This is a genomic window from Alteromonas sp. I10 (assembly GCF_003201515.1).
In the GTDB taxonomy this organism is placed as follows: domain Bacteria; phylum Pseudomonadota; class Gammaproteobacteria; order Enterobacterales; family Alteromonadaceae; genus Alteromonas; species Alteromonas macleodii.
Window position 1 is genome coordinate 314,433 of the sequence record NZ_QJJN01000001.1, and the last position, 19,849, is coordinate 334,281.

General features: G+C 44.5%; 15 protein-coding genes. 3 read left to right on the forward strand and 12 right to left on the reverse strand.

Features of this window, described 5'->3' with window-relative positions:
• Window positions 1-247: 247 nt before the first annotated feature.
• From putP to BZA03_RS01355, 11 genes are all read right to left on the reverse strand, one after another.
• Window positions 248-1,753: a sodium/proline symporter PutP gene (gene putP / locus BZA03_RS01305; protein ID WP_110287756.1), complete on the reverse strand. Its 1,506-nt coding sequence runs from the start codon at window positions 1,751-1,753 to the stop codon at window positions 248-250.
• A 116-nt stretch (window positions 1,754-1,869) separates the two neighbouring features.
• The gene (locus tag BZA03_RS01310; protein WP_258364562.1) at window positions 1,870-3,630 is read right to left on the reverse strand and encodes a GGDEF domain-containing protein; all 1,761 of its coding nucleotides are present in this window, start codon (window positions 3,628-3,630) and stop codon (window positions 1,870-1,872) included.
• Between the two features lie 413 nt (window positions 3,631-4,043).
• The gene (locus tag BZA03_RS01315) at window positions 4,044-4,748 is read right to left on the reverse strand and encodes a DUF3379 family protein (protein WP_075176212.1); all 705 of its coding nucleotides are present in this window, start codon (window positions 4,746-4,748) and stop codon (window positions 4,044-4,046) included.
• Window positions 4,741-5,298 (reverse strand): sigma-70 family RNA polymerase sigma factor, encoded by a 558-nt coding sequence (locus tag BZA03_RS01320; RefSeq protein ID WP_014976004.1) that lies wholly within the window; start codon window positions 5,296-5,298, stop codon window positions 4,741-4,743. Before BZA03_RS01320 ends, BZA03_RS01315 begins: the two co-directional genes overlap by 8 nt.
• 116 nt (window positions 5,299-5,414) lie before the next feature.
• On the reverse strand, window positions 5,415-7,268 hold the full coding sequence (locus BZA03_RS01325) for a DUF885 family protein (protein ID WP_110287758.1): 1,854 nt from the start codon (window positions 7,266-7,268) through the stop codon (window positions 5,415-5,417).
• Window positions 7,269-7,473: 205 nt separating this feature from the next.
• A complete protein-coding gene (locus BZA03_RS01330) occupies window positions 7,474-9,294 on the reverse strand; it encodes a BatD family protein (protein WP_110287759.1) in 1,821 nt (606 codons plus the stop codon).
• Complete coding sequence (locus BZA03_RS01335) at window positions 9,295-11,340, reverse strand: VWA domain-containing protein (protein WP_110287760.1); 2,046 nt, start codon at window positions 11,338-11,340, stop codon at window positions 9,295-9,297.
• A complete protein-coding gene (locus tag BZA03_RS01340) occupies window positions 11,340-12,416 on the reverse strand; it encodes a VWA domain-containing protein (RefSeq protein ID WP_075176216.1) in 1,077 nt (358 codons plus the stop codon). The genes BZA03_RS01335 and BZA03_RS01340 overlap by 1 nt, the downstream gene beginning before the upstream one ends.
• Window positions 12,409-13,071 carry a DUF4381 domain-containing protein gene (locus BZA03_RS01345; protein ID WP_110287761.1) on the reverse strand — a complete coding sequence of 221 codons (663 nt, stop codon included), beginning with the start codon at window positions 13,069-13,071 and terminating at the stop codon, window positions 12,409-12,411. The genes BZA03_RS01340 and BZA03_RS01345 overlap by 8 nt, the downstream gene beginning before the upstream one ends.
• Window positions 13,071-14,045: a DUF58 domain-containing protein gene (locus BZA03_RS01350; protein ID WP_110287762.1), complete on the reverse strand. Its 975-nt coding sequence runs from the start codon at window positions 14,043-14,045 to the stop codon at window positions 13,071-13,073. The genes BZA03_RS01345 and BZA03_RS01350 overlap by 1 nt, the downstream gene beginning before the upstream one ends.
• Before the next feature lie 3 nt (window positions 14,046-14,048).
• Window positions 14,049-15,005 carry a MoxR family ATPase gene (locus BZA03_RS01355; RefSeq protein ID WP_014948808.1) on the reverse strand — a complete coding sequence of 319 codons (957 nt, stop codon included), beginning with the start codon at window positions 15,003-15,005 and terminating at the stop codon, window positions 14,049-14,051.
• 440 nt (window positions 15,006-15,445) lie between these two features.
• On the opposite strand from BZA03_RS01355, the gene fadI reads away from it, so the two are divergent.
• The 3 genes from fadI to BZA03_RS01370 all read left to right on the forward strand — a co-directional run bounded on the left by fadI (window position 15,446) and on the right by BZA03_RS01370 (window position 19,322).
• Complete coding sequence (gene fadI, locus BZA03_RS01360; protein ID WP_014948809.1) at window positions 15,446-16,756, forward strand: acetyl-CoA C-acyltransferase FadI; 1,311 nt, start codon at window positions 15,446-15,448, stop codon at window positions 16,754-16,756.
• A 19-nt stretch (window positions 16,757-16,775) separates the two neighbouring features.
• Entirely contained in the window at window positions 16,776-18,917 is a 2,142-nt protein-coding gene (gene fadJ, locus BZA03_RS01365) for a fatty acid oxidation complex subunit alpha FadJ (RefSeq protein ID WP_110288070.1), read from the forward strand.
• Window positions 18,918-19,124: 207 nt separating this feature from the next.
• Window positions 19,125-19,322 carry a hypothetical protein gene (locus tag BZA03_RS01370; RefSeq protein WP_080760023.1) on the forward strand — a complete coding sequence of 66 codons (198 nt, stop codon included), beginning with the start codon at window positions 19,125-19,127 and terminating at the stop codon, window positions 19,320-19,322.
• 100 nt (window positions 19,323-19,422) lie between these two features.
• Here BZA03_RS01370 and BZA03_RS20375 read toward each other — a convergent pair whose 3' ends face one another.
• Window positions 19,423-19,590 carry a hypothetical protein gene (locus tag BZA03_RS20375; RefSeq protein ID WP_181417274.1) on the reverse strand — a complete coding sequence of 56 codons (168 nt, stop codon included), beginning with the start codon at window positions 19,588-19,590 and terminating at the stop codon, window positions 19,423-19,425.
• Window positions 19,591-19,849: the final 259 nt, after the last annotated feature.

The window sequence follows — 19,849 nt, forward strand, 5'->3', positions numbered from 1 at the left end:
TGTTATATACAAAAAAGTTATATATGGGTTATTTTTCTGCATAGAACGATAACATATTTAATTTCAAAAGTAGTATGCGATTTTGCTATTTAAAATAGCTATCTTATTCCATTAAATAAAACTGTCATGCAATTGAAGCATAAGCCACTTTTTTCAAGGCCTATAAAAAGAAAAAAGCCCTGTTTAGTAACATAAACAGGGCTTGTTATTCACTTTCGTTGCGAATGACTTATTTCGTATCGTTCGCTTACCTTTCACTCAATTTGGTCTGGAAAGCGTCGAACGTATCAACCACACCTTCTCTTGGCGAGCCAGATTTACTTAACATCATGATGGTTAAGCTAGATAAAATAAACCCAGGGACAATTTCGTACATCCAGTCACCAAGCTTTTGGCCGCCGATTTCAATAGGAAGATAAATCCACAGTAACACCGTCACTGCACCAACGATCATACCACCTAATGCAGCACGGCGAGTCATTTCACGCTTAAACAGGCTAAATAGTACAAGCGGTCCGAAGGCTGCACCAAAGCCAGCCCAAGCATTACTTACAAGCGTTAAAATGGTGCTGTCTCTATCATAAGCTAGATAGATTGCTACAAGCGCGACAACTACTACGCTGACTCGACCAGCAATAACGAGCTCGCCATCTGACGCATCACGTCTTAGGAAGGCTTGATAAAAGTCACTGGTTAGTGAACTTGAGGTTACCAGCAGCTGAGAAGAAATAGTACTCATGATCGCCGCTAAAATCGCAGCGAGCAGGAAGCCACCGATAAGCGGGTGGAATAGAATTTGAGATAAGTAGATGAAGACGGTTTCTGGATCGATTTCGTTTCCGTTACCTGTTATGTAGGCAAGGCCGAAAAGCCCCGTCATTAACGCACCAATAATCGACACAATCATCCAACTCATACCGATATTGCGCGCAGTTGGTATATCTTTAACAGAACGTATCGCCATAAAACGCACAATGATATGAGGCTGACCAAAATAACCTAGGCCCCATGACATCAGTGAAACAATGCCTATTACGCTTAGTGCTTCATTGGTAGACGCATCCATAAATGCATCGAAAAGCGCCGGATTAATGGTATCTAATGCGTCTATTGACGCGCCGATTCCACCCAACTCGCTAATAACAACAGCAGGTACCATAATGAGAGATACAAACATGATGCACCCCTGAACGAAGTCGGTCATGCTTACTGCCATGAAACCGCCAACAAGGGTATAAGCTACGACGACACCCGCGGTGACGTATAAGCCAGTCTCATAAGTTAATCCAAATGATGTCTCAAAGAGCTTTCCGCCAGCTACCACACCAGAAGAGGTGTAAAGCGTAAAGAAGACAACGATAACCACAGAGGCTATAACGCGCAATAAACGCGTGTTGTCAGCGAAGCGGTTTTCAAAATAGTCGGGGAGGGTAATGGAGTTGTTGGCTACTTCAGTGTAAACGCGAAGGCGTGGAGCAACTAACATATAATTTGCCAGAGCACCGAGTGTCAAACCAACGGCAATCCAGCCAGCAGATAAGCCTGATACATACATTGCACCAGGTAAGCCCATGAGCATCCATCCGCTCATATCCGATGCACCTGCTGAAAGCGCGGTTACCGCGGGGCCTAGTTGGCGGCCGCCAAGCATATAGCCTTCTACGTTAGTGTCTGTCTGTCGATAAGCGAAAAGGCCTATCCCTAACATTACAACAAAATACAAACCCAACGAGATTATCGTGCCAGTAGCCATATAAATTCCCTATGTTTTTTCTTTCATGCTAACACCTATGACATAGAGTCTCTATGTCAGTCGGCGACCTTGCTTGTTTTCTATACGGCTATACGTAAATAAAGTTTGGCGAAAGATTAAATTGGAATAGATGCAACGCGCGCTCGACCTTCTCTTTTGGCTCTGTAGAGAAGCTCATCGCACATCTTGATAATCGTATCGAGGTTGGTTTCTCCGTTGACGTCTAACAGACCCGAAGAAAAACTCACAGAAAACATTTCTTTTGTATTGCTCCAGTGTTTCTGGCGAGAAAGCGCGAAATTCAGCTCGTCCAGAATTCGCTTAGCAGACCTTTGGTCGGAGTCGGAAAAGTAAATCAAAAACTCTTCGCCGCCATATCGGCAGAGCTTGTCTGACTTACGAATTCGGTTTTTGATAATCTGCGTAAAGGTAGTCAACACTTCATCACCGACAACGTGGCCGTATTTGTCATTAATCTTTTTAAAGTTGTCGACATCAAGTAGAGCAATACAGGACGCTTTATTGCCTTTCAGTGATTTTTTCAAACTGTTTAGCATAGCTCGTCGCGTGAGAGCACCGGTAAGTGAGTCACGCTCAGCTAGCAAGTCGCTCTGTCGTTTTGAAATCCATAGCCATAGTGCAAGAATGATGAGAATTGTGATAATCAACGCAAAAATGGTGGTTTTCATTGCTTCTTTGTCGGTAGAAAGGCCATCTTTTTCACTTCTGAGCACAGTGAGTTCTTTTTGTCGATATCGCGCTAACTCGATATCTTTCGCAATACCGTCGGTAAACGAAGAATTTGACAACTTGAATTGCTCAGTGTTTTTTTCAACAAGAAGCCTATTGTAGGTTTTCGAATGCTTATATGCTTTTTCGTAGTCACCAATAAAATCGTAAAGTCTGGAAAGTTCAAGTTCTCCCCGTATCATTCGCTCTAATTTGAATTCGGACGATTGTAAAGAGTCGTTTAACGATCGCTTATAATTGCTAATGGCGGTTTCTAAAACACTCTGTCTATTTTGCAAGGCTGCTACATAGGATTGAAATAGGTAGGAGAGCTCTTTGGATTTAGATTCAATTACGTCAATATCTATTGAATTCAATTGATCTAATGTCGAATTTATTTCACTCTCTTGCGCTCCTCGAAAGCCTTGAAGCAAGACCTTAAGCTTTTGAAATAGAATTATGAATTTTTCATGTTCTGAATTGCGGTTTTGAGCGGTAATCAGCGCTTTGTTCGCAAGCTCTAATGCTCTTGAGTATTCGGACTGAAACATCAGCGCGTCTATAGCAGCGAAGTAAGCTAGCGTTAAGGCTTGATCGTTTTTGTTACTTTCCTCAATGATACTCATAGCATGAAAATACGCTCTGCTAGGCACAGATAACTCTATGTATGCTGCTCTAAGCCATTGATGAGCAGTCGCCCGGTCAAGCGCGTTCTCCAATGAAAGCGTTGATGAACGCGTTGGTAAATAGAGCAATGAATATTCAATTTCATTAATTGCCTGTATTGGGCTTGCTAGAGTGAGTTCCATTGAAAGCCAAATACTAGCTATAGCTGTAGCGACTCGGTTTCCTGTATCTAGCGCTTCTAATTTCAATCTTCTTAGTGCTGGAACAGTTGAATTTATGCGCAGTGGAGAACCATCAAAGTCATTAACTGCTCTAGCATATATGTAATACGCTTTCGCAGCTGAGAATAACTCAGGGTTGAGCGCCTTTAACTCTTCCCAGTGAGAATCCAAAAGGGGGGATTTTACAAAAATTGGTACTCGTGGTTCGAGAGTTTCGTTTGCCGTGGCTGTAGCCAATATGTGTCTAAAAATTATCCCTTCACTACTAATATCATCTTGTATGTTCAGATTCTCAATCATAGTTGAAATCTGCTTGTTATCTATTTCCGAGCTTCTGTTCCAATGATAAATTGTTACGGCGGCAAGGTGGCTATATGAATTTAGCTTTTTTTGCCGAATGTTGGTCGGATATTTATCTTGTAAGGCGTTAGTAGAGGGACTGATACACGCGATAAAAAGTGTGCAAATCATCAGACTTGTAAAACGAAACCAAGCGCTCATAGTGATAGAGACCTCTTTACTGCGGGTAAGTGAATGAAGTGATTTACTGAAATTAAAACGGACGTTTTAACCTTTAAGTCGGAGTATAAGTTTTATTGAACAGGGTTTCATCTTAATTTTGGGCGAAAAAAATCGGCCCAGGGAGGGGCCGACGAAGGGAAGTGCTAAAGATACGCACTTTTTTGGAACGCTATACAGTTAATTAACGTATGTTAAGCAGAGAATTGAATCCTTTCTGACACCGCCTTTTTCATTTCGCTTAAATCAGCGTCTTTATCGCCAACAATCATTACATTGGCGTGTTTCATTTTAATACTCTCTCCGTGGTACTGACCATCGGCAAACTCGCTTGGTACGGAGACATCTCCACGTTCAGGTACTACAAATACCGACATCTTGCCTTGCGGCGTATTCACAATCAGGTGAAGGCTTCTAACTGTGCTCAAATGGCAATAGTTTGCGACCTCTACACCGTCGAGCATTTCGCTAAAGCTGCCACCAAAGCTTGCTAGCTTTGCGTTAACCATATTCAAATCAACAGGAAGCAACGAATGAGCGTGTTCCATTTCTGCGTACTGCATATGGGCAAGTGCTTGTCCGCCAATACTAAGCGGTTGGTGGTACCACATGGTAAGTCCGATACCTACAGTGAAAGCAACCGATGCAGCCATGGCTAAATACCAGCGACTTCTGCGTTTATAACGGGTGAATTCGTCTGCAGACTGCTGCCATATTAGCTTGCTTGCGAGATCCTCTGGTACATCGACTTTCAATGCTTGCTTTAATTGCTTATCTAACTGCTTTTGTTCATTCCAGAAACTGCGTTTACTTTCATCCGCTTTTGCCGCTTCTACAACATCACTGTCAGTCGTTTCTGGATCGGCGTAGATACGACGCCTAAATTCTAACTCATCCATTTACACGACCTCTCTGTTCATTTTGCTTCTCTAATGCCTCTTTTAGCTGATTCCTCGCTCTGAAAAGGCGAGTCATTACCGTGTTTTTGTTAAGCCCTAACTGGTTGGCGATCTCTTCGCCACTAAAACCGAAAATCAATTGGAGTATTAAGGGTTCACGATACTCAACACTCAATCCACCTAATAGTCGCTGAAGCTCTCTATCTTTCAAGTCCCCATCAGCATGCTGTGTGTCATCTTGAATATGGCAATCATCAATATCTACTGTGTCGAACTGTTTGCGTTCAAACCGACGGGCGTTTTCGCGGCGAAGAATGGTAATTAACCATGACTTTGCTGCTTTTTCATCATTTAGGGCGTCTAATGAGCGCCAAGCACGTAAAAAGGTTTCCTGAACAACATCTTCAGCAATGCTCTGGTCTTTGATAAGCCAAAATGCATAGCGGTAGATGTCGGCGTGAAATGCCTTTACTAATGCTTCATATCTTTGGTGTTTTGCTTTCATACCCGATAAGACCTGAGCACTATCGGATTTATTTCGCCCAAACATAAAAAAATCCAAAAACTTAATTTTTTCTCACTATGGCATAAAAAACGCGCCATTTCGTTAGCCGAAAGGCGCGTTTTCATTTTATTTCCAGTGATCAGAGCACCTAGTTCGAAAAACTAGGTACGTTTTTGGGAAGTAATCCAAGCATTAATGTTTTCTTCTAAAATAGAAAGTGGGACTGGACCGTACTTCAATACCTCGTCATGGAAGCCTTTCCAATCAAACTTGTCACCAAGTTCAGCTTGGGCATGCTCTCTAAGTTCCATAATTTTCAGTTTACCAATCATATAGGCCGTAGCCTGACCTGGCATAGCAATGTAGCGCTCAATGGCTTTTTGCGCGTCGTATTCAGGGTTTGGCGTATTTTCAACAAGGTAATCTACGGCTTCTTCACGCGTCCATTTTTTCGCATGAATACCCGTATCAACCACAAGTCTGCAAGCGCGCCAAAGTTCCATGGCTAGACGACCGAAATCAGAATAAGGGTCTTTATAAAAGCCCATATCTTTTGCAAGTTCTTCGGTATATAGGCCCCAACCTTCTGTGTATGCGGTAAAGCTCAAGAATTTCTGGAATTGAGGTACACCTTCTAGCTCTTGTGCAATAGCGCGCTGCATGTGGTGACCTGGGATGCCTTCGTGATACGCCAGCGCCTCTAACTGATAAGTAGGCATTGCTTTCATGTCATAAAGGTTTGCGTAATAAATACCTGGGCGGCTGCCATCTTGCGCTGGGCTTTGATAAAACGCCTTGCCCGCAGACTGTTCGCGGAATGCTTCAACCCGTTTAACAATCATGGGCGCCTCTGGAAGAATACCGAAGTATTCAGGGATAGCTTCTCGCATGTCGTCTATGGCTGTTTTCGCCATATCAAGGTATTGCTGTCTACCTTCATCTGTTGAAGGTAGATAGAATTGCTCGTCTTCACGCATGAAAACGAAAAACTCTTGAAGGGTGCCTTCAAATTTCACTTGTTTCATAATGTCGCGCATTGCATCGTGTATGCGCTCTACATTGTCTAAGCCAATTTGATGGACTTCTTCAGCGGTTAGGTCTGTAGTGGTAAACCAGTTTAGACGATTCTGATACCATTGATCACCATTGGGTAAGCGCCACACACCATCGCCTTCAGGCGTGATTTCCCTTTGATGAGCGAGTTCTTCGATAAACTTCTCGTATGACGGCATGACTGAAGTTACCAAAGCGGCTTTCGCTTCACCTAATAACGTCGTTTTTTCCGCCTCTGTAACATCCAGGCTATTTACTTTATTTTGAAAATCTTCCCAGATAGTTGAGGGTATTTCGCTAGAATCAAATGGTGCGCCGGTGATCACGTTTTTTGACGCATCAATCATTTGATCGTAAGCCCATGCTGGCGGGAATACGCCGGCTTTTTCGCGAACTTTCATTTGTTCGATAACTTGATCAAAGTACGTACGTACATTGTCTAGTCGTCCAATGTATGCCTTAGCGTCCTCTTTACTCTTTACGCTGTGAATGTTGATAAGGAAGCTAGGCACTTGTGTATGTGCGGCGCGGAACTGATGTACAATGTAACGGTGATGTCGAAATTCGTCGTTAGCTAAATCGCGCTCAATACCTAGTTTGTACAGGCGCAAGCTTAGCTGTTCCTGTTCACTTAACTGACTGGTGTCAAAACTATTAAGCTTTTCTAGTCGGTTTTTGGCGATGGCAATGCGAGCATCAGCTTCTTCGTCACTGATGTCATCCCATTTGTCATAGTCCCATTTTTTACCCAAGTAACTTTGAAATAATGGCGAACGCTTAAGATCTTCTTCAAAAGTACGTTCGAAGAACGCATTAAGGCGCTCTGATTCAGACTGCCCGGCTGGCTGTTCTGTTTTAATAGGTTCTGGCGCTGTTTTAGCGGTTTCACTTGCAGGAGAGCAAGCCGTAAGCGTGGTAATGGCCAACGCAATTGGCGTTAGCTTTACTAGTGTTTTCTTCATTATATTCCCCGTCGCGTTTAATTGATTATTTTTATAAGCTAAAGCTTCAAAGATTAATAAGCCTTAAAGAGGACAATAAGGCTCAAAGGCTCGACTGTTTCTCAAACGCAAACATTTCTGTTACGAAGCCCTTGCCACTGAGATTTAGCTAATTGCAAGGGCTTTCATTACGCAAATTCTAGTGTATTGGCAAATGAAATGCGTTTTATGAAGCAGGATATAAGGCAGATAGCGTGTTATTGTTCCCTTCACTTTTTTGCTTCCATTCGCTGCGGGCAAGCTTAGCTTCATGTGAAAGTTTATCTAAAGCTTTCATGAACTGTTTAGATTGGGTGCTAGCGTCAGCTTTATTGGCTGAAAAGCGCAGTGCATAGAGCTCATTAACACTAGCGTTGATTCCTTCAAACTGCGAAAGTTGCGCGTTACCCGAAGTTAACGCGTTTATCCACTGCTTAAGAGCAGACGTAAGTAAACGTGTGTCCTTTGCCTTTATTACTGACATAAGGTTTTGAAACTGTGCTTTTTCATCCCACTGCGCATAAGAGTGGGGGCGCTGTGCAGAGCCGGTTCTGTGAGTGATCCCAGGTCCCATAAACTGAGCCTGTTTAAGCTTTCTGTAGGTAACTAACCATCCTGTAAGCGCTATGACGAACAGTACAAGTAGTGCTCCTGTTACCATCCAATTAAGCTGGGTATTTTCGTCAGTATTGACTTCACCTGAAGCGCTGTCTAATGGTTTATCCTCATTGCTAGCACTAGCGTTAGGCTGTGTTGCAGTTGACGGTATATCGTTTTGAATATCTTCATTGCTTGCACTACTTATTGATGGAGTGTCTAAGCTATTCGGAGTATTGGCATTATTTGCGCCAGATGCTGGCGTTACCGTAATTGAACGAGCGGGAATAGTGGCATACTCAGTTTGCTGAGTAAGCGTATTAAACCAAGGGATAGTAATTTCAGGTAAGACAAAGTTACCTGGCTGCGTTGGAATGATCGCCAGCGACGTTTGGCGCTGTGAAATTAAGCTCTGGTCTTTTTCGACTGTCGTAGTATTAGATTGATCAGGATACAGCTTAAAGTTTGGCGGATAAAACTCAGGAATATCAGGAAGCTGCTCTTCTACTACGCCCAATGCGGTTAGCGTAACAATACGAGTGACTGGTTCACCTGCTACAAAACTATCACCTTGTGGCCATTCTTCATCCACTCGCACCATTTCAGAAGGCAACCAAGGGTAATCTATCCCCTGAGGAATGGGCTTAATGTTCACCGTAATGTCGGGCCCAACCCGATTGATTTGCTGGGTGCGGTTGAAGAAGCCAAAACGTTGATTAGTATTGGCAGCCATAACTTCGCCAGTGAAAATAGGGCCTCTTAGCGTGAATTCACCGGATGCTTGAGGCACAACGGCAAATTGACGCTCTATAATCTGATACCTTCTACCGTTTACGATATCTGTATACTGTTTATCTTCTCCTAGCTGGGTGATTTCCGCATTTTGCATTTCTGGCGCTTGTAGGCTGCCGCGCTCAATATTGCTAGAAAGAAACAGCTTAACCGTGTAAAGCAGCTGTTGATTTAAATAGGCCTCTTTTACGTCGATGTCAGTGGTAACAAAATAGTCTCGTGCGACATTACTTTGTTCTTGAACTGGTATTACTTTAACTTGAATGGGCTTGGTTGATTTACCTTCAATGGTTAATGAAGGAATGGTGAACGTGCCTTCCTTACGAGGAAATAACGTAGTGGTCCAAACGGTGGTGCGCTTGGTGTCGAAATTGACAATTGAGGTTTGGCTACTTACTGATGTTCTTCCGACCACAAAGTCTTTAAGCAGGGGAGAGCTGTCGAATGCATCTCTGTCCGCGCTGCCGTCTGCGGTAACCGTTAAGCGAATGGCTTCATCCAACATGACAGGGTTTCTATCAATGGTGGCTTCCAGCGAATTTACATCGGCATAAGCCGCCGTACTTAAGAGTAGGGTTAATAAAAAAACTATACGTGTAGACTGTAATAAGGCTCTCATCTACCAATCACTCCGGTTTGAAGGCATACGTTGACGCTGACGTTTTTGTGCTTCTAATTGCATTTTTCGTTTTAGTAAGAACGCAGGATCGTCTGGCACGCGGCGCATTAAACTCTCCATTCGCTGCAGCTCTTCTTTTTCTGCGTCGGTAAGCTCGGTTTCTTGACCTTGCATTGCATGTGCTTCCTGCTCTGCTTGTTGTTCGTCTTTTTGTGCTTGCGCGCTGTCACCTTGATCAGACTCTTCCTGTTCTGCATTTTGCTGCTGAGAGTCTGATGACTCGTTCTGACTGTTCATCTCGGAATCATCAGGCTGTTGTGAGTTATCTCCGCCATTTTGCTGTTCATCGTTAGCTTGGCTTTGGTCAGACTGTTGACCCTCATTATCGTCTTGCTGACCATTCTGCTCGTTTGAACCTTCCTGATTGTTCTGGTCCCCTGATTGCTGTTTGCTATTAGGGCTATCAGAGTTATCAGAGCTATCTTGGCCATTATCCTGCGAGTCACTCTGTTTGCCATCATCGCCATTTTCGTTCTGGTTTTGGTCCTGATTTTGCTGTTGCTGCTGCTTCAGCAAATCCTCGACAATCTTTTTGTTGGTTCTTGCATCGTCGAAATCGGGGGCTTCGCTCAACGCCTGCTCATATTTCTTAATAGCGTCTTCGAGTTTACCGAGTTTTGCCAGTGCATTGCCTTGATTGTAAAGACTCTCGGCACCAGGAATGCTTTTGAAGGCATTTAATGCACCTTCGTAGTCACCTGATTTATAAAGTGATGATGCTTTCCAAGTGTCGTCATTAAACTGATTAACGGCGTCTTTGTACTTGCCTCTTTGATAGCTGTTTAATGCTTCTTGGTTGTCATTCATAAATGGCGTTTGCCACCATGAGAGTGAATCAGGTTTATTTGCCATCTCTAGAGTATCTTCTGGTGCGCCTATGCCTTGTGACGTGCCAGCAATTTCTGAGGGTTGGGCACGTTGCAAAGCATGGGCGTTTTTAATCATAGAGGGGCTAAGTAAACCCACCAACACAATGAAAACTAACCCGCGTTTGAATGCAAAGGCAGCAAATGGAAGAAGTATAAGCAGCAAGTAAGGGCCAACTTCTTTCCACTGGTCTCCTTGTAAATTACTCTCTTCTTCGTTCTCTTCGCTGTCGCTTTTATCTAGTAGAGATACCGAGGCGAGGGCATCAATGTCGGCGTCGTTTGATGTAAAGGATTCAAAGCGTCCGCCGCTCGTTTTAACCACACCTTTCACTGCGCCTTCATTTAACTTGGGAATAACGATGCTGCCGGTGAAGTCTTTCAAGAGCTCGCCGCTTTGCTGGCGAATAGGCGCGCCTTCAGATGTCCCAACGGTAAGTGCATTTACTGTAAAAGGAATAGAAGCCACATACTCTTGAAGCTCTTTTTGTTGTTCTAACTCTATACCGTCAGTAATCCAGTAGATCATGCCTGAGTTATATCCGGCATTCGTGAGAAGCTCTGACGCACTCTCTATACCTAGGAGAGGGTCGCTGCCCGGCACGGGCATAATTTCCGGTGACAGGCTTGGGATCAGGGTTGTGATATTTCCTGCGTCTTCGGTTAAGGGGCTAATGACAAACGCATCGCCAGCGTAAGCAACCAAGCCCATTTCACCTTCACCAATAGCGTTGACTAAGTCTATCGCTTTATATTTAGCGCGAGTTAGCCTGTCTGGCGTCATATCGGTAGCGCGCATTGAAAGCGACATATCTATGACTATAACGTGTCCCATTTTCAACTGGTAAACCGGCTGCGGCAGGCGTTCCCATGTTGGGCCAGCGAGTGCTATCACACTTATAATCCACACAAAAGCAAGCATCCACATTGGAGGTTTTGCGCCCATTTCGTTTTTTCCAATCACCATGTATTGATATAGGTGAGAAGGGATCACAGATTGCCAGCCAGATTGCTTAGCCGTGGTTTTTCTAATTAAAAACACAAGCAGCATCAAGGGAGCGAGCGCGATAAACCATTCGGGGCGTAAAAAATGAAATTGGTTTAAGAAGTCGAATTCCATTACTTCGTCTCCCTATTTGTTTGAGCTGATTGTATAGAATCAGCTGGATTCGGGTGTTGCTGGGACGAGTTAATTCGTCTTTGTGCGAACCAACGAAATGTTGATAAAAGAACCGTCAAGAATGCCCATAGTGCTGACAGTAATATCGCAGCACCAAGGGGATAGTAAAACAGTGCGCTCAATGGACGCATCTTGCGCGTTTCACCTTCAATAGGCTCAAGCGCGTCAAGTTGTTGATAAATAGCCTGAAGTTCCTGGGCATTTCGAGCCCTAAAATATTGGCCGCCAGTGCTAGTCGCAATGTCGGTTAACATGCCTTCATCAAGTTCTTGCGACGGGTTTATTTGTCGGCTGCCGAAAAAGCTCTGGATCAGCATTTTATCTGCGCCCACACCAATAGTGTAAACCTTCACACCCTTACTAATTGCCAACTCTTTCGCCTGTTCGGGTGTAATATTCCCTGCAGTATTTTGCCCATCGGTAAGAAGAATTAATACGTTATTAGACTCTTCCCGTTCGTCAAAGCGCTTCACCGCTAAACCTATCGCATCGCCAATAGCCGTCTGTTCGCCAACCAACCCAATGACAGCTTCACTCAGAAGTGTAGAAACGGTATCTCTGTCATAGGTAAGCGGCGCTTGAACGTACGCGGTATCGGCAAATAAGATAAGGCCAATTCTGTCGCCAACGCGACGCTGAATAAAGTCATAAACCACCGACTTAGTCATGGTTAAACGGTTAACTTGTCGGCCATTTAGCTGCATATCATCTATCTTCATACTGCCAGATAAATCCACCGCTAACATCATTTCTCGACCTTCGTTTGGTATGCTAACAGGCTCTCCTAACCATTGAGGGCGCGCGGCAGCCGTCACTAGCAGCAGCCATATCAAGCTACTTACCAACAGCGGTATTTTGGTTTGTTTCAACTGGGTTTGCTCTGACACATCGCCAGGTCGCAAATTAGGAACCCGCAATGCAGCCATAGGCATGTCTTGTGCTTTTTTAGAAAGCAGGCGTACGATAATAGGCAAGGGGAGTACAAAAAAGACCCACCACCAAGCAAAATTAAGCATGATGCGGCTCCTTGGCTTGTTTATCATGAGGGCTGCCATCGTTTGGACCGCCATCATTCACACCGCCGTAAGCCCCCTTGTTTTTTGGCAGTTTGGCTTTTGAAAGCCAGTTTTTTACTGCCCCCTTGCAGGTTTCAAAATCACTAGGGGTGGGGGTGGCTTGATAAACATTGCTTACTAACAAACCTAAATCACTTTCAAGTTTGCTATCACTACTTTTCAATGCAGAGGTTAAGAACGCTTGCCACTGTTTACCATATAACCCAGCCACTTGCTGAGTTGGGTAATAGCTCATCGCCGTGCGTTTTAGAATTGAGTTTAACGCCACGGGCCAATTGCTTTGTTGTGCTGAAATCGATTCAAGTAAGGCTAAAGCTTGCTTGCGTGCCTTATTGTGACGTATGTGAGCAGTGATCGCTTTATATAGGCAAAATAGGGCAAGTAAACATACTGCGATTGCGACCCACCAACCCCAATCTAATGGCCAAATGTTGACCTCTGTAGGTACGTGTATATCGCGCAGTTGAGCAAGTGGGTCTTGCTGCTGAGGGGGCACTGGTATTTGATTTGCCGGCGGCATCGATTGAGCAGCTGATTTTGTGTAACTAGATAGAAAGTTTGATAAAAAATGGGTTGAAAGAATACTACTCTGCATTAATTAAGCTCCAACCTTTGTTCTTGTTGCATACTTTGAAGCTGTTCGTCTAGGGGAAGACCCGCTGAAACACTGAATCGAGCGATATTGTTTTTGCGCAAGGTGCTATAAATCGCGCTGTTGTGTTCACTGCGCCATTTTTGATAGTGCTGCTGCTCTGTATTGTCGCCTAACACCCAACGTTGTTGGTTTCGACCATCAGAAACGCTGACGGTTTGTAATGAACTGGTTTGCGGCAAAGCGTGTTCTATTGGATCGTTAATCACGATAGCCCTCACTTCACAGTGTCGTGTTAAGTGACTCAAGTGTTGAATAGCTTGGGTACTTAAATGCTGAAAGTCTGACACGAGATAAACTAGACTCCCTGGCCTTGCTAGTCGTCTTGCCCTAGCACACGCATCGGCAAAAGCTTGTTCGTCTTTGTCTTTGTCCGGCTCAGATTGCGCGCTCTGTTCGTGCAATGCCATAAGTTCATGACACACGTGCAACACGGCTTTTTTGCGAGTTAGTGGTTTAATTTCTTTGTGCTGTTGCTGATTAAATACTAGCGCGCCTACCTTATCGCCGCGAGCGGCAGCAGACCAGCTTATTAATGAAGATACATGCGCGGCTTGCACCGCTTTAGTAAGCAGCTGCGTGCCAAATGCCATTGAAGGTAGGTAGTCACAGAATAGAAAAACCGGGCGCTCTCGCTCTTCCCGATACACTTTAGTGTGAGTTTTACCCGTGCGCGCAGTAACGCGCCAATCAATAGCGCGAATATCATCACCGGGCTGATAATGCCGGGCCTCATCAAACTCCATGCCTCGGCCTTTGTGCTTGGTGAGATAACTTCCAGCAAGTTTAGCTTGTGGCATACGTTTAGGCGCCAAACTAAACAGCTTAGCTAACTGCTGGTAGCGTAATAATTCTGCTGTAGACAACGAGACGCCATTACTTTGCAGCTTGTTTAGCTGCGCTTGTACATTCACCATAGCTTAAGGGACTGCGACAGTTGCAACAATCTTATCAAGTACGTCGTTAATCGTTACGCCTTCAGCCTCGGCTTGATATGACAGAATAATACGGTGGCGAAGCACGTTGTGAACCACAGCTTGAATATCATCAGGACCAACAAAGTCTCTGCCGCTAAGCCATGCGTGAGCGCGTGCACAGCGATCTAGACTGATGGTTGCTCGAGGGCTTGTTCCCATCGCTATCCACTGGCCTAATTCCGCGTCAAAATTTGCAGGCTGACGTGTGGCCATAATCAATTGAACTAAATACTGTTCTAACTCAGGCGCCATATACAAAGACAACGCTTCTTTACGCGACGTAAAAATATCGTCTTGAGTTAGCGTTGGTGGCGTAACAGGCGGTTCTGAGAGGGCTTCACCTCGCGTTAAACGCAATATCTCTAATTCTGTCTCGGCGCCAGGATAATCGATGTCCACGTGCATTAAGAATCGGTCTAGCTGTGCTTCAGGTAGTGGATACGTTCCTTCTTGCTCTAGCGGGTTTTGCGTTGCCATTACTAAAAATAGCGGAGGAAGAGGGTAGGTTTTACTGCCCACAGTAATCTGACGTTCTGCCATAGCTTCTAGCAGGGCCGACTGTACTTTTGCGGGAGCACGGTTGATTTCGTCGGCTAGCACTAAGTTATGAAAAAGCGGCCCTTTCTGAAAAACAAACTCGCCGGTTTCGGGGCGGTATATGTCTGTACCGGTTAAGTCGGCTGGCAAAAGGTCAGGGGTAAATTGTACGCGATGAAAGTCGCCGTCAATACCATTAGCAAGTGCATTGATTGCGCGTGTTTTTGCAAGCCCAGGAGGACCTTCTACCAGAAGGTGGCCGTCGGCCAAAAGAGCGATAAGAAGGCTTTTGGTTAACGCGTGCTGACCGATAATCTGCTGGTCTAAATAAGCGTGTAACTGTTGAAATTGCGCTGCTGCCATAATGCAAAATTTCCGTTTGAGTTCTCGTTATCAGGAAGTGTCACCGGAACGATAGATTTATAAATCTCTTATAAAGTGATCGCTTAGCTAAAAAGTAAATTACATATTAATTAGATAGCTTTAGCCCGTCACAATGACACAAAACAGACTTTCATTTCCATATAAGGTTCATTCTATCTTTCTTCAAGTCGTCAAACAGTAATAAAAATGCGATATGTGGTGTGAGGCAAAACGTGCTTTCTTTAATTTAAAAAAATTTCAGCAGGCAAATTTGCAGGCGAACTCCACGAACGGTGCAAACTTTAGTTTCATTTATGTTGCCCTTAACCCTGCATTATTTGCTATTTTGTTCATTGTTTGTAAAAATCGGGTTTATTACAGGTCAGACCACTTTGGAGCGATAAGCTCAAACGGAAGTCGGTCATTAATTTAGGTGCATTATGGCAACAAAACAATCAGTTACTACCCGAGAGGGTGATCGCATCGCCATTGTCGCGGGGTTGCGTACTCCGTTTGCGAAAATGGCTACATATTTCCACGGTGTTCCGGCTGTTGATCTAGGTAAAATGGTCGTAAACGAACTTCTCGTTCGCCATGGTGTTCAAAAAGAATGGGTTGACCAGGTTGTCTACGGTCAAGTAGTACAAATGCCTGAAGCGCCAAACATTGCGCGCGAAATCGTGCTTGGCACAGGCATGAATATACATACCGACGCTTACAGCGTATCTCGCGCATGTGCGACGAGTTTTCAATCTACGGTTAACATCGCAGAAAGCATGATGGCTGGTACGGTACAAGTAGGTATTGCTGGTGGTGCTGATTCAACGTCGGTATCACCTATTGGGGTTTCTAAGAACCTTGCGCGTGCGCTGGTTGATTTACAAAAAACCAAGACCCTTGGCCAAAAGCTAAACATCTTCAAGCGTTTAAGCTTAAAAGACTTAGCGCCAGTACCTCCTGCTGTAGCTGAGTACTCTACCGGTTTGTCGATGGGACAGACAGCAGAGCAAATGGCGAAAACGCATCAAATTTCTCGTGAAGAACAAGACAAACTTGCACATCGCTCGCACAGTCTAGCTGCTGAAAGCTGGGAAGCAGGCAAGCTGTCTAGCGAAGTGATGACCGCTTATGCTGAACCGTATAAAGGTGCGCTTGAGCGCGATAACAACGTACGTTTCGATTCTAAGCTTGAAGGCTACGCGAAACTTCGCCCAGTATTCGATAAAAAGTACGGCTCGGTAACTGCGGCGAACGCTACACCGCTTACTGACGGTGCTTCTGCAGTGCTTATGATGACAGAAAGCCGAGCGAAAGAGCTAGGTTATACGCCGCTTGGTTACATTAAGAGCTACGCGTTCTCGGCAATCGACGTGTGGGAAGACATGCTAATGGGGCCGTCGTACGCGACACCTATTGCGCTAGATCGCGCAGGCATGACCCTAAACGACTTAACGCTAATTGAAATGCACGAAGCGTTCGCAGCGCAAACCTTGGCAAACGTTAAAATGTTTGCAAGTGACAAGTTCGCCAAAGAGAAACTAGGCCGCGACAAAGCGACGGGCGAAATTGACATGGACAAGTTCAACGTGATGGGTAGTTCAATTGCTTATGGTCACCCGTTTGCCGCAACCGGTACACGTATGATTACGCAAATGCTTAACGAACTAAATCGCCGTGGCGGTGGTACAGGTCTTCTTACTGCATGTGCTGCGGGTGGTCTTGGTGCCGCAATGATTGTGGAGACAGAATAATATGAGTCAGGAACAAGAAATGACAAATGAAGTTCAGCCAACATCAGGCGCATTTACGTTAACTAAGCAAGATAATGGCGTTGCTATTCTTAGCATGGACGTACCTGGCGAGAGCATGAATACGCTTAAAGCTGAGTTTGGCGATGAGATATCTGCCATGCTTGATGATATTGAACGCGACAGCAGCATCAAAGGTGTGGTGTTAACAAGCGGCAAGCCAAGCTCATTCGTAGCAGGTGCCGATATCACCATGCTAGCAGCGTGTAAAACTGCGGAAGATGCCACAACCATAGCCGCTGGCGGTCAAGCCATTTTCGATAGAATTGAGAACATGAAGGCTACCTTCGTTGCGGCTATTCACGGCCCAGCGTTAGGCGGTGGTTTAGAGCTAGCATTAGCGTGTCACTACCGTGTATGTACCGATTCACCTAGTACTCAGGTAGGTCTACCGGAAGTGCAGCTTGGCTTGTTGCCAGGCAGTGGTGGTACTCAGCGCCTTCCTCGCCTAATTGGCATTCAGCAAGCGATGAAAATGATGCTTACTGGGTCTCCAGCACGCGCTAAGCAAGCTAAAAAGTACGGTATTGTAGATGATGTGGTACCTCACAGTGTTTTGCTAAAGGTAGCTGAACAGTTTGCGCTTAAACGCAAACCAGAAAGAGAAGCGCCGCAAAAGAGTGTGATGGACAAAGTGTTAGAGAAAACCGGCCCGGGCCGTAACATGATGTTCAAAAAAGCGCGCGAAGCGACATTTGCCAAAACCAAAGGTAATTATCCAGCGCCAGGTTACATTATTGATGTAATTGAAACGGGCATGAACGAAGGGATGAAAGCGGGGCTTAAAGCCGAGGCTGAAGCCTTTGGTAAGCTTGTTATGACGCCGGAATCTTTCCAGTTACGTCAGATTTTCTTCGCTACGACAGAAATGAAGAAGGAAAACGGCGTTGAAGGTGTTAAACCTGAAAAAATGAAGAAAGTCGGTGTGCTTGGCGGTGGTTTAATGGGTGGTGGTATCGCCTATGTAACTTCGACCAAAGCCGGTGTACCTGTCCGTATTAAAGACGTGCGTGCTGAAGGCATTGCCAATGCAATGAAATATAGCTATGACATCTTAAACAAAAAGGTGAAGAAGCGTTTCATGCGCAATAGTGAAATGCAGAAACAGTTAGCGCTTCTTACCGGTACGCTAGATTATAGCGGCTACCAAGATGCTGATATCGTGGTTGAGGCGGTTTTCGAAGATCTAGACCTTAAGCAGAAAATGGTGGCGGATATTGAAGAGAACTGCAAAGAAAGCACGATCTTCGCGTCCAATACATCGTCTATTCCTATTACACAAATTGCAGCTAAGGCAGCACGTTCTGAAAACGTGATTGGTCTGCATTACTTCTCGCCAGTAGACAAAATGCCTTTGGCCGAAGTAATTGCTCACGATAAAACGTCTGACCAAGTTATTTCATCTACGGTAGAGTTTGCTAAAAAGCAAGGTAAAACACCGGTTGTTGTTAAAGACGGTGCGGGTTTCTACGTAAACCGTATTTTGGCACCTTACATGAATGAAGCGGCAAACCTTATTCTTGACGGTGAGCCTATTGAGCATATTGATAAATCGTTGGTTAAGTTCGGTTTCCCTGTAGGCCCTGTAAAACTACTTGATGAAGTGGGCATTGACGTTGGTACTAAGATCATCCCATTTCTTGTAGAGGCGTTCGGCGAGCGCTTCACTGCGCCAAGTGCTTTCGATAAAGTACTTGCAGACGGCAGAAAGGGTAAGAAAAACCAAAAAGGGTTTTATTCTTATGAAGGCAAAAAACCAGGTAAAGAAGTGGACGAGTCAATCTACGAACTACTAGGTCTTTCACCTTCTGCTAAGTTAAGCGAAAAAGAAGTTGCTGAACGCTGTGTATTAATGATGCTTAACGAGGCGGCACGATGTTTGGATGAGGGCGTTATCCGCAGTGCCCGTGACGGCGATATCGGTGCTATCTTTGGTATTGGTTTCCCTCCATTCTTAGGCGGCCCGTTCCGCTATATGGATACACTGGGAATTAAACACGTTGTTGCTCGTTTAAACCATTATGCTACTGCTGTAGGTGATAAATTTGCACCTGCTGAAGTGTTAGTAAAAATGGCAGAAAACGATCAAAAGTTTTACAGCTAAGTTTATAAAATGTTAAAAGCCGGGCGTTGCCCGGTTTTTTTATGTCTAATGGGTATTTTTGCTGGTTTATTGTTCTATTTTGGGTAGAATTCCTGCGGTTAAAAAATGAACGTGTCAAATTGTTGGCGTCAATTATCAGTAAGTTAAATTGAATAATTGATGGGGAAAAGTAACCCCACGTAATTAGGTCAAACAGGCGGAGGCAGTGTGATTTCACTCGTAGTATTAAGCGTTATCTTTTCTCTATATTTTTATGTAGAAGCGTTTAAATGGGGAATGAGCGCGAAAAAGTGGGCGATAGCGGGTTTTGTGTTAGGTCCAGTCTTACTGCCTATGTTTTCCATCTCTCGCCATATACATTGGCGAAATGCAGTAGGGTTTAATAACCTTTATATTTCTGCGTAGTCTTTCCTAGCGGTCTGCTGAAAGAAGTAAGTGGGGCGTAAAATGCAGGTATAAAAAAAGAGAGCGTTGCTCTCTTTTTTTGAAAACTCTAAGGTATTTATTACAGACCAACGCCCCAGCCGTTCCCACCTGATTTAGGTTTAACGTATTTCGTTTCGGTTGCTACTTCTTTATTTGTTTCAGGAGCCTGTTTAGCGCCTTCTTGCTTGTCGGCAGCAACTGGGGTAGCGGTAGAAAGTACTAGTGCAACTGCGTACTCTTTTAACATGTTAATTTCCTCTGATTATTTTGAACGAACAAACAAAACCGATTTTTTATATTTGTCACCGGTATTTAATACTTAGCCAAATGTGTGCCAAAAATCATACTTGTGAAAATGTTTAATAAATTCAGTTGGTTAGGATGTTTTTTTAATGTTGAAATTTGTCGATGTTCATAAGCGCCATTTTAATGGCACTAAAGTCTAATAAACTAAGGTTGAATAGGCATGACTTTGCCTAAAGCTGCAATGAGTAGCATTAGGCAGG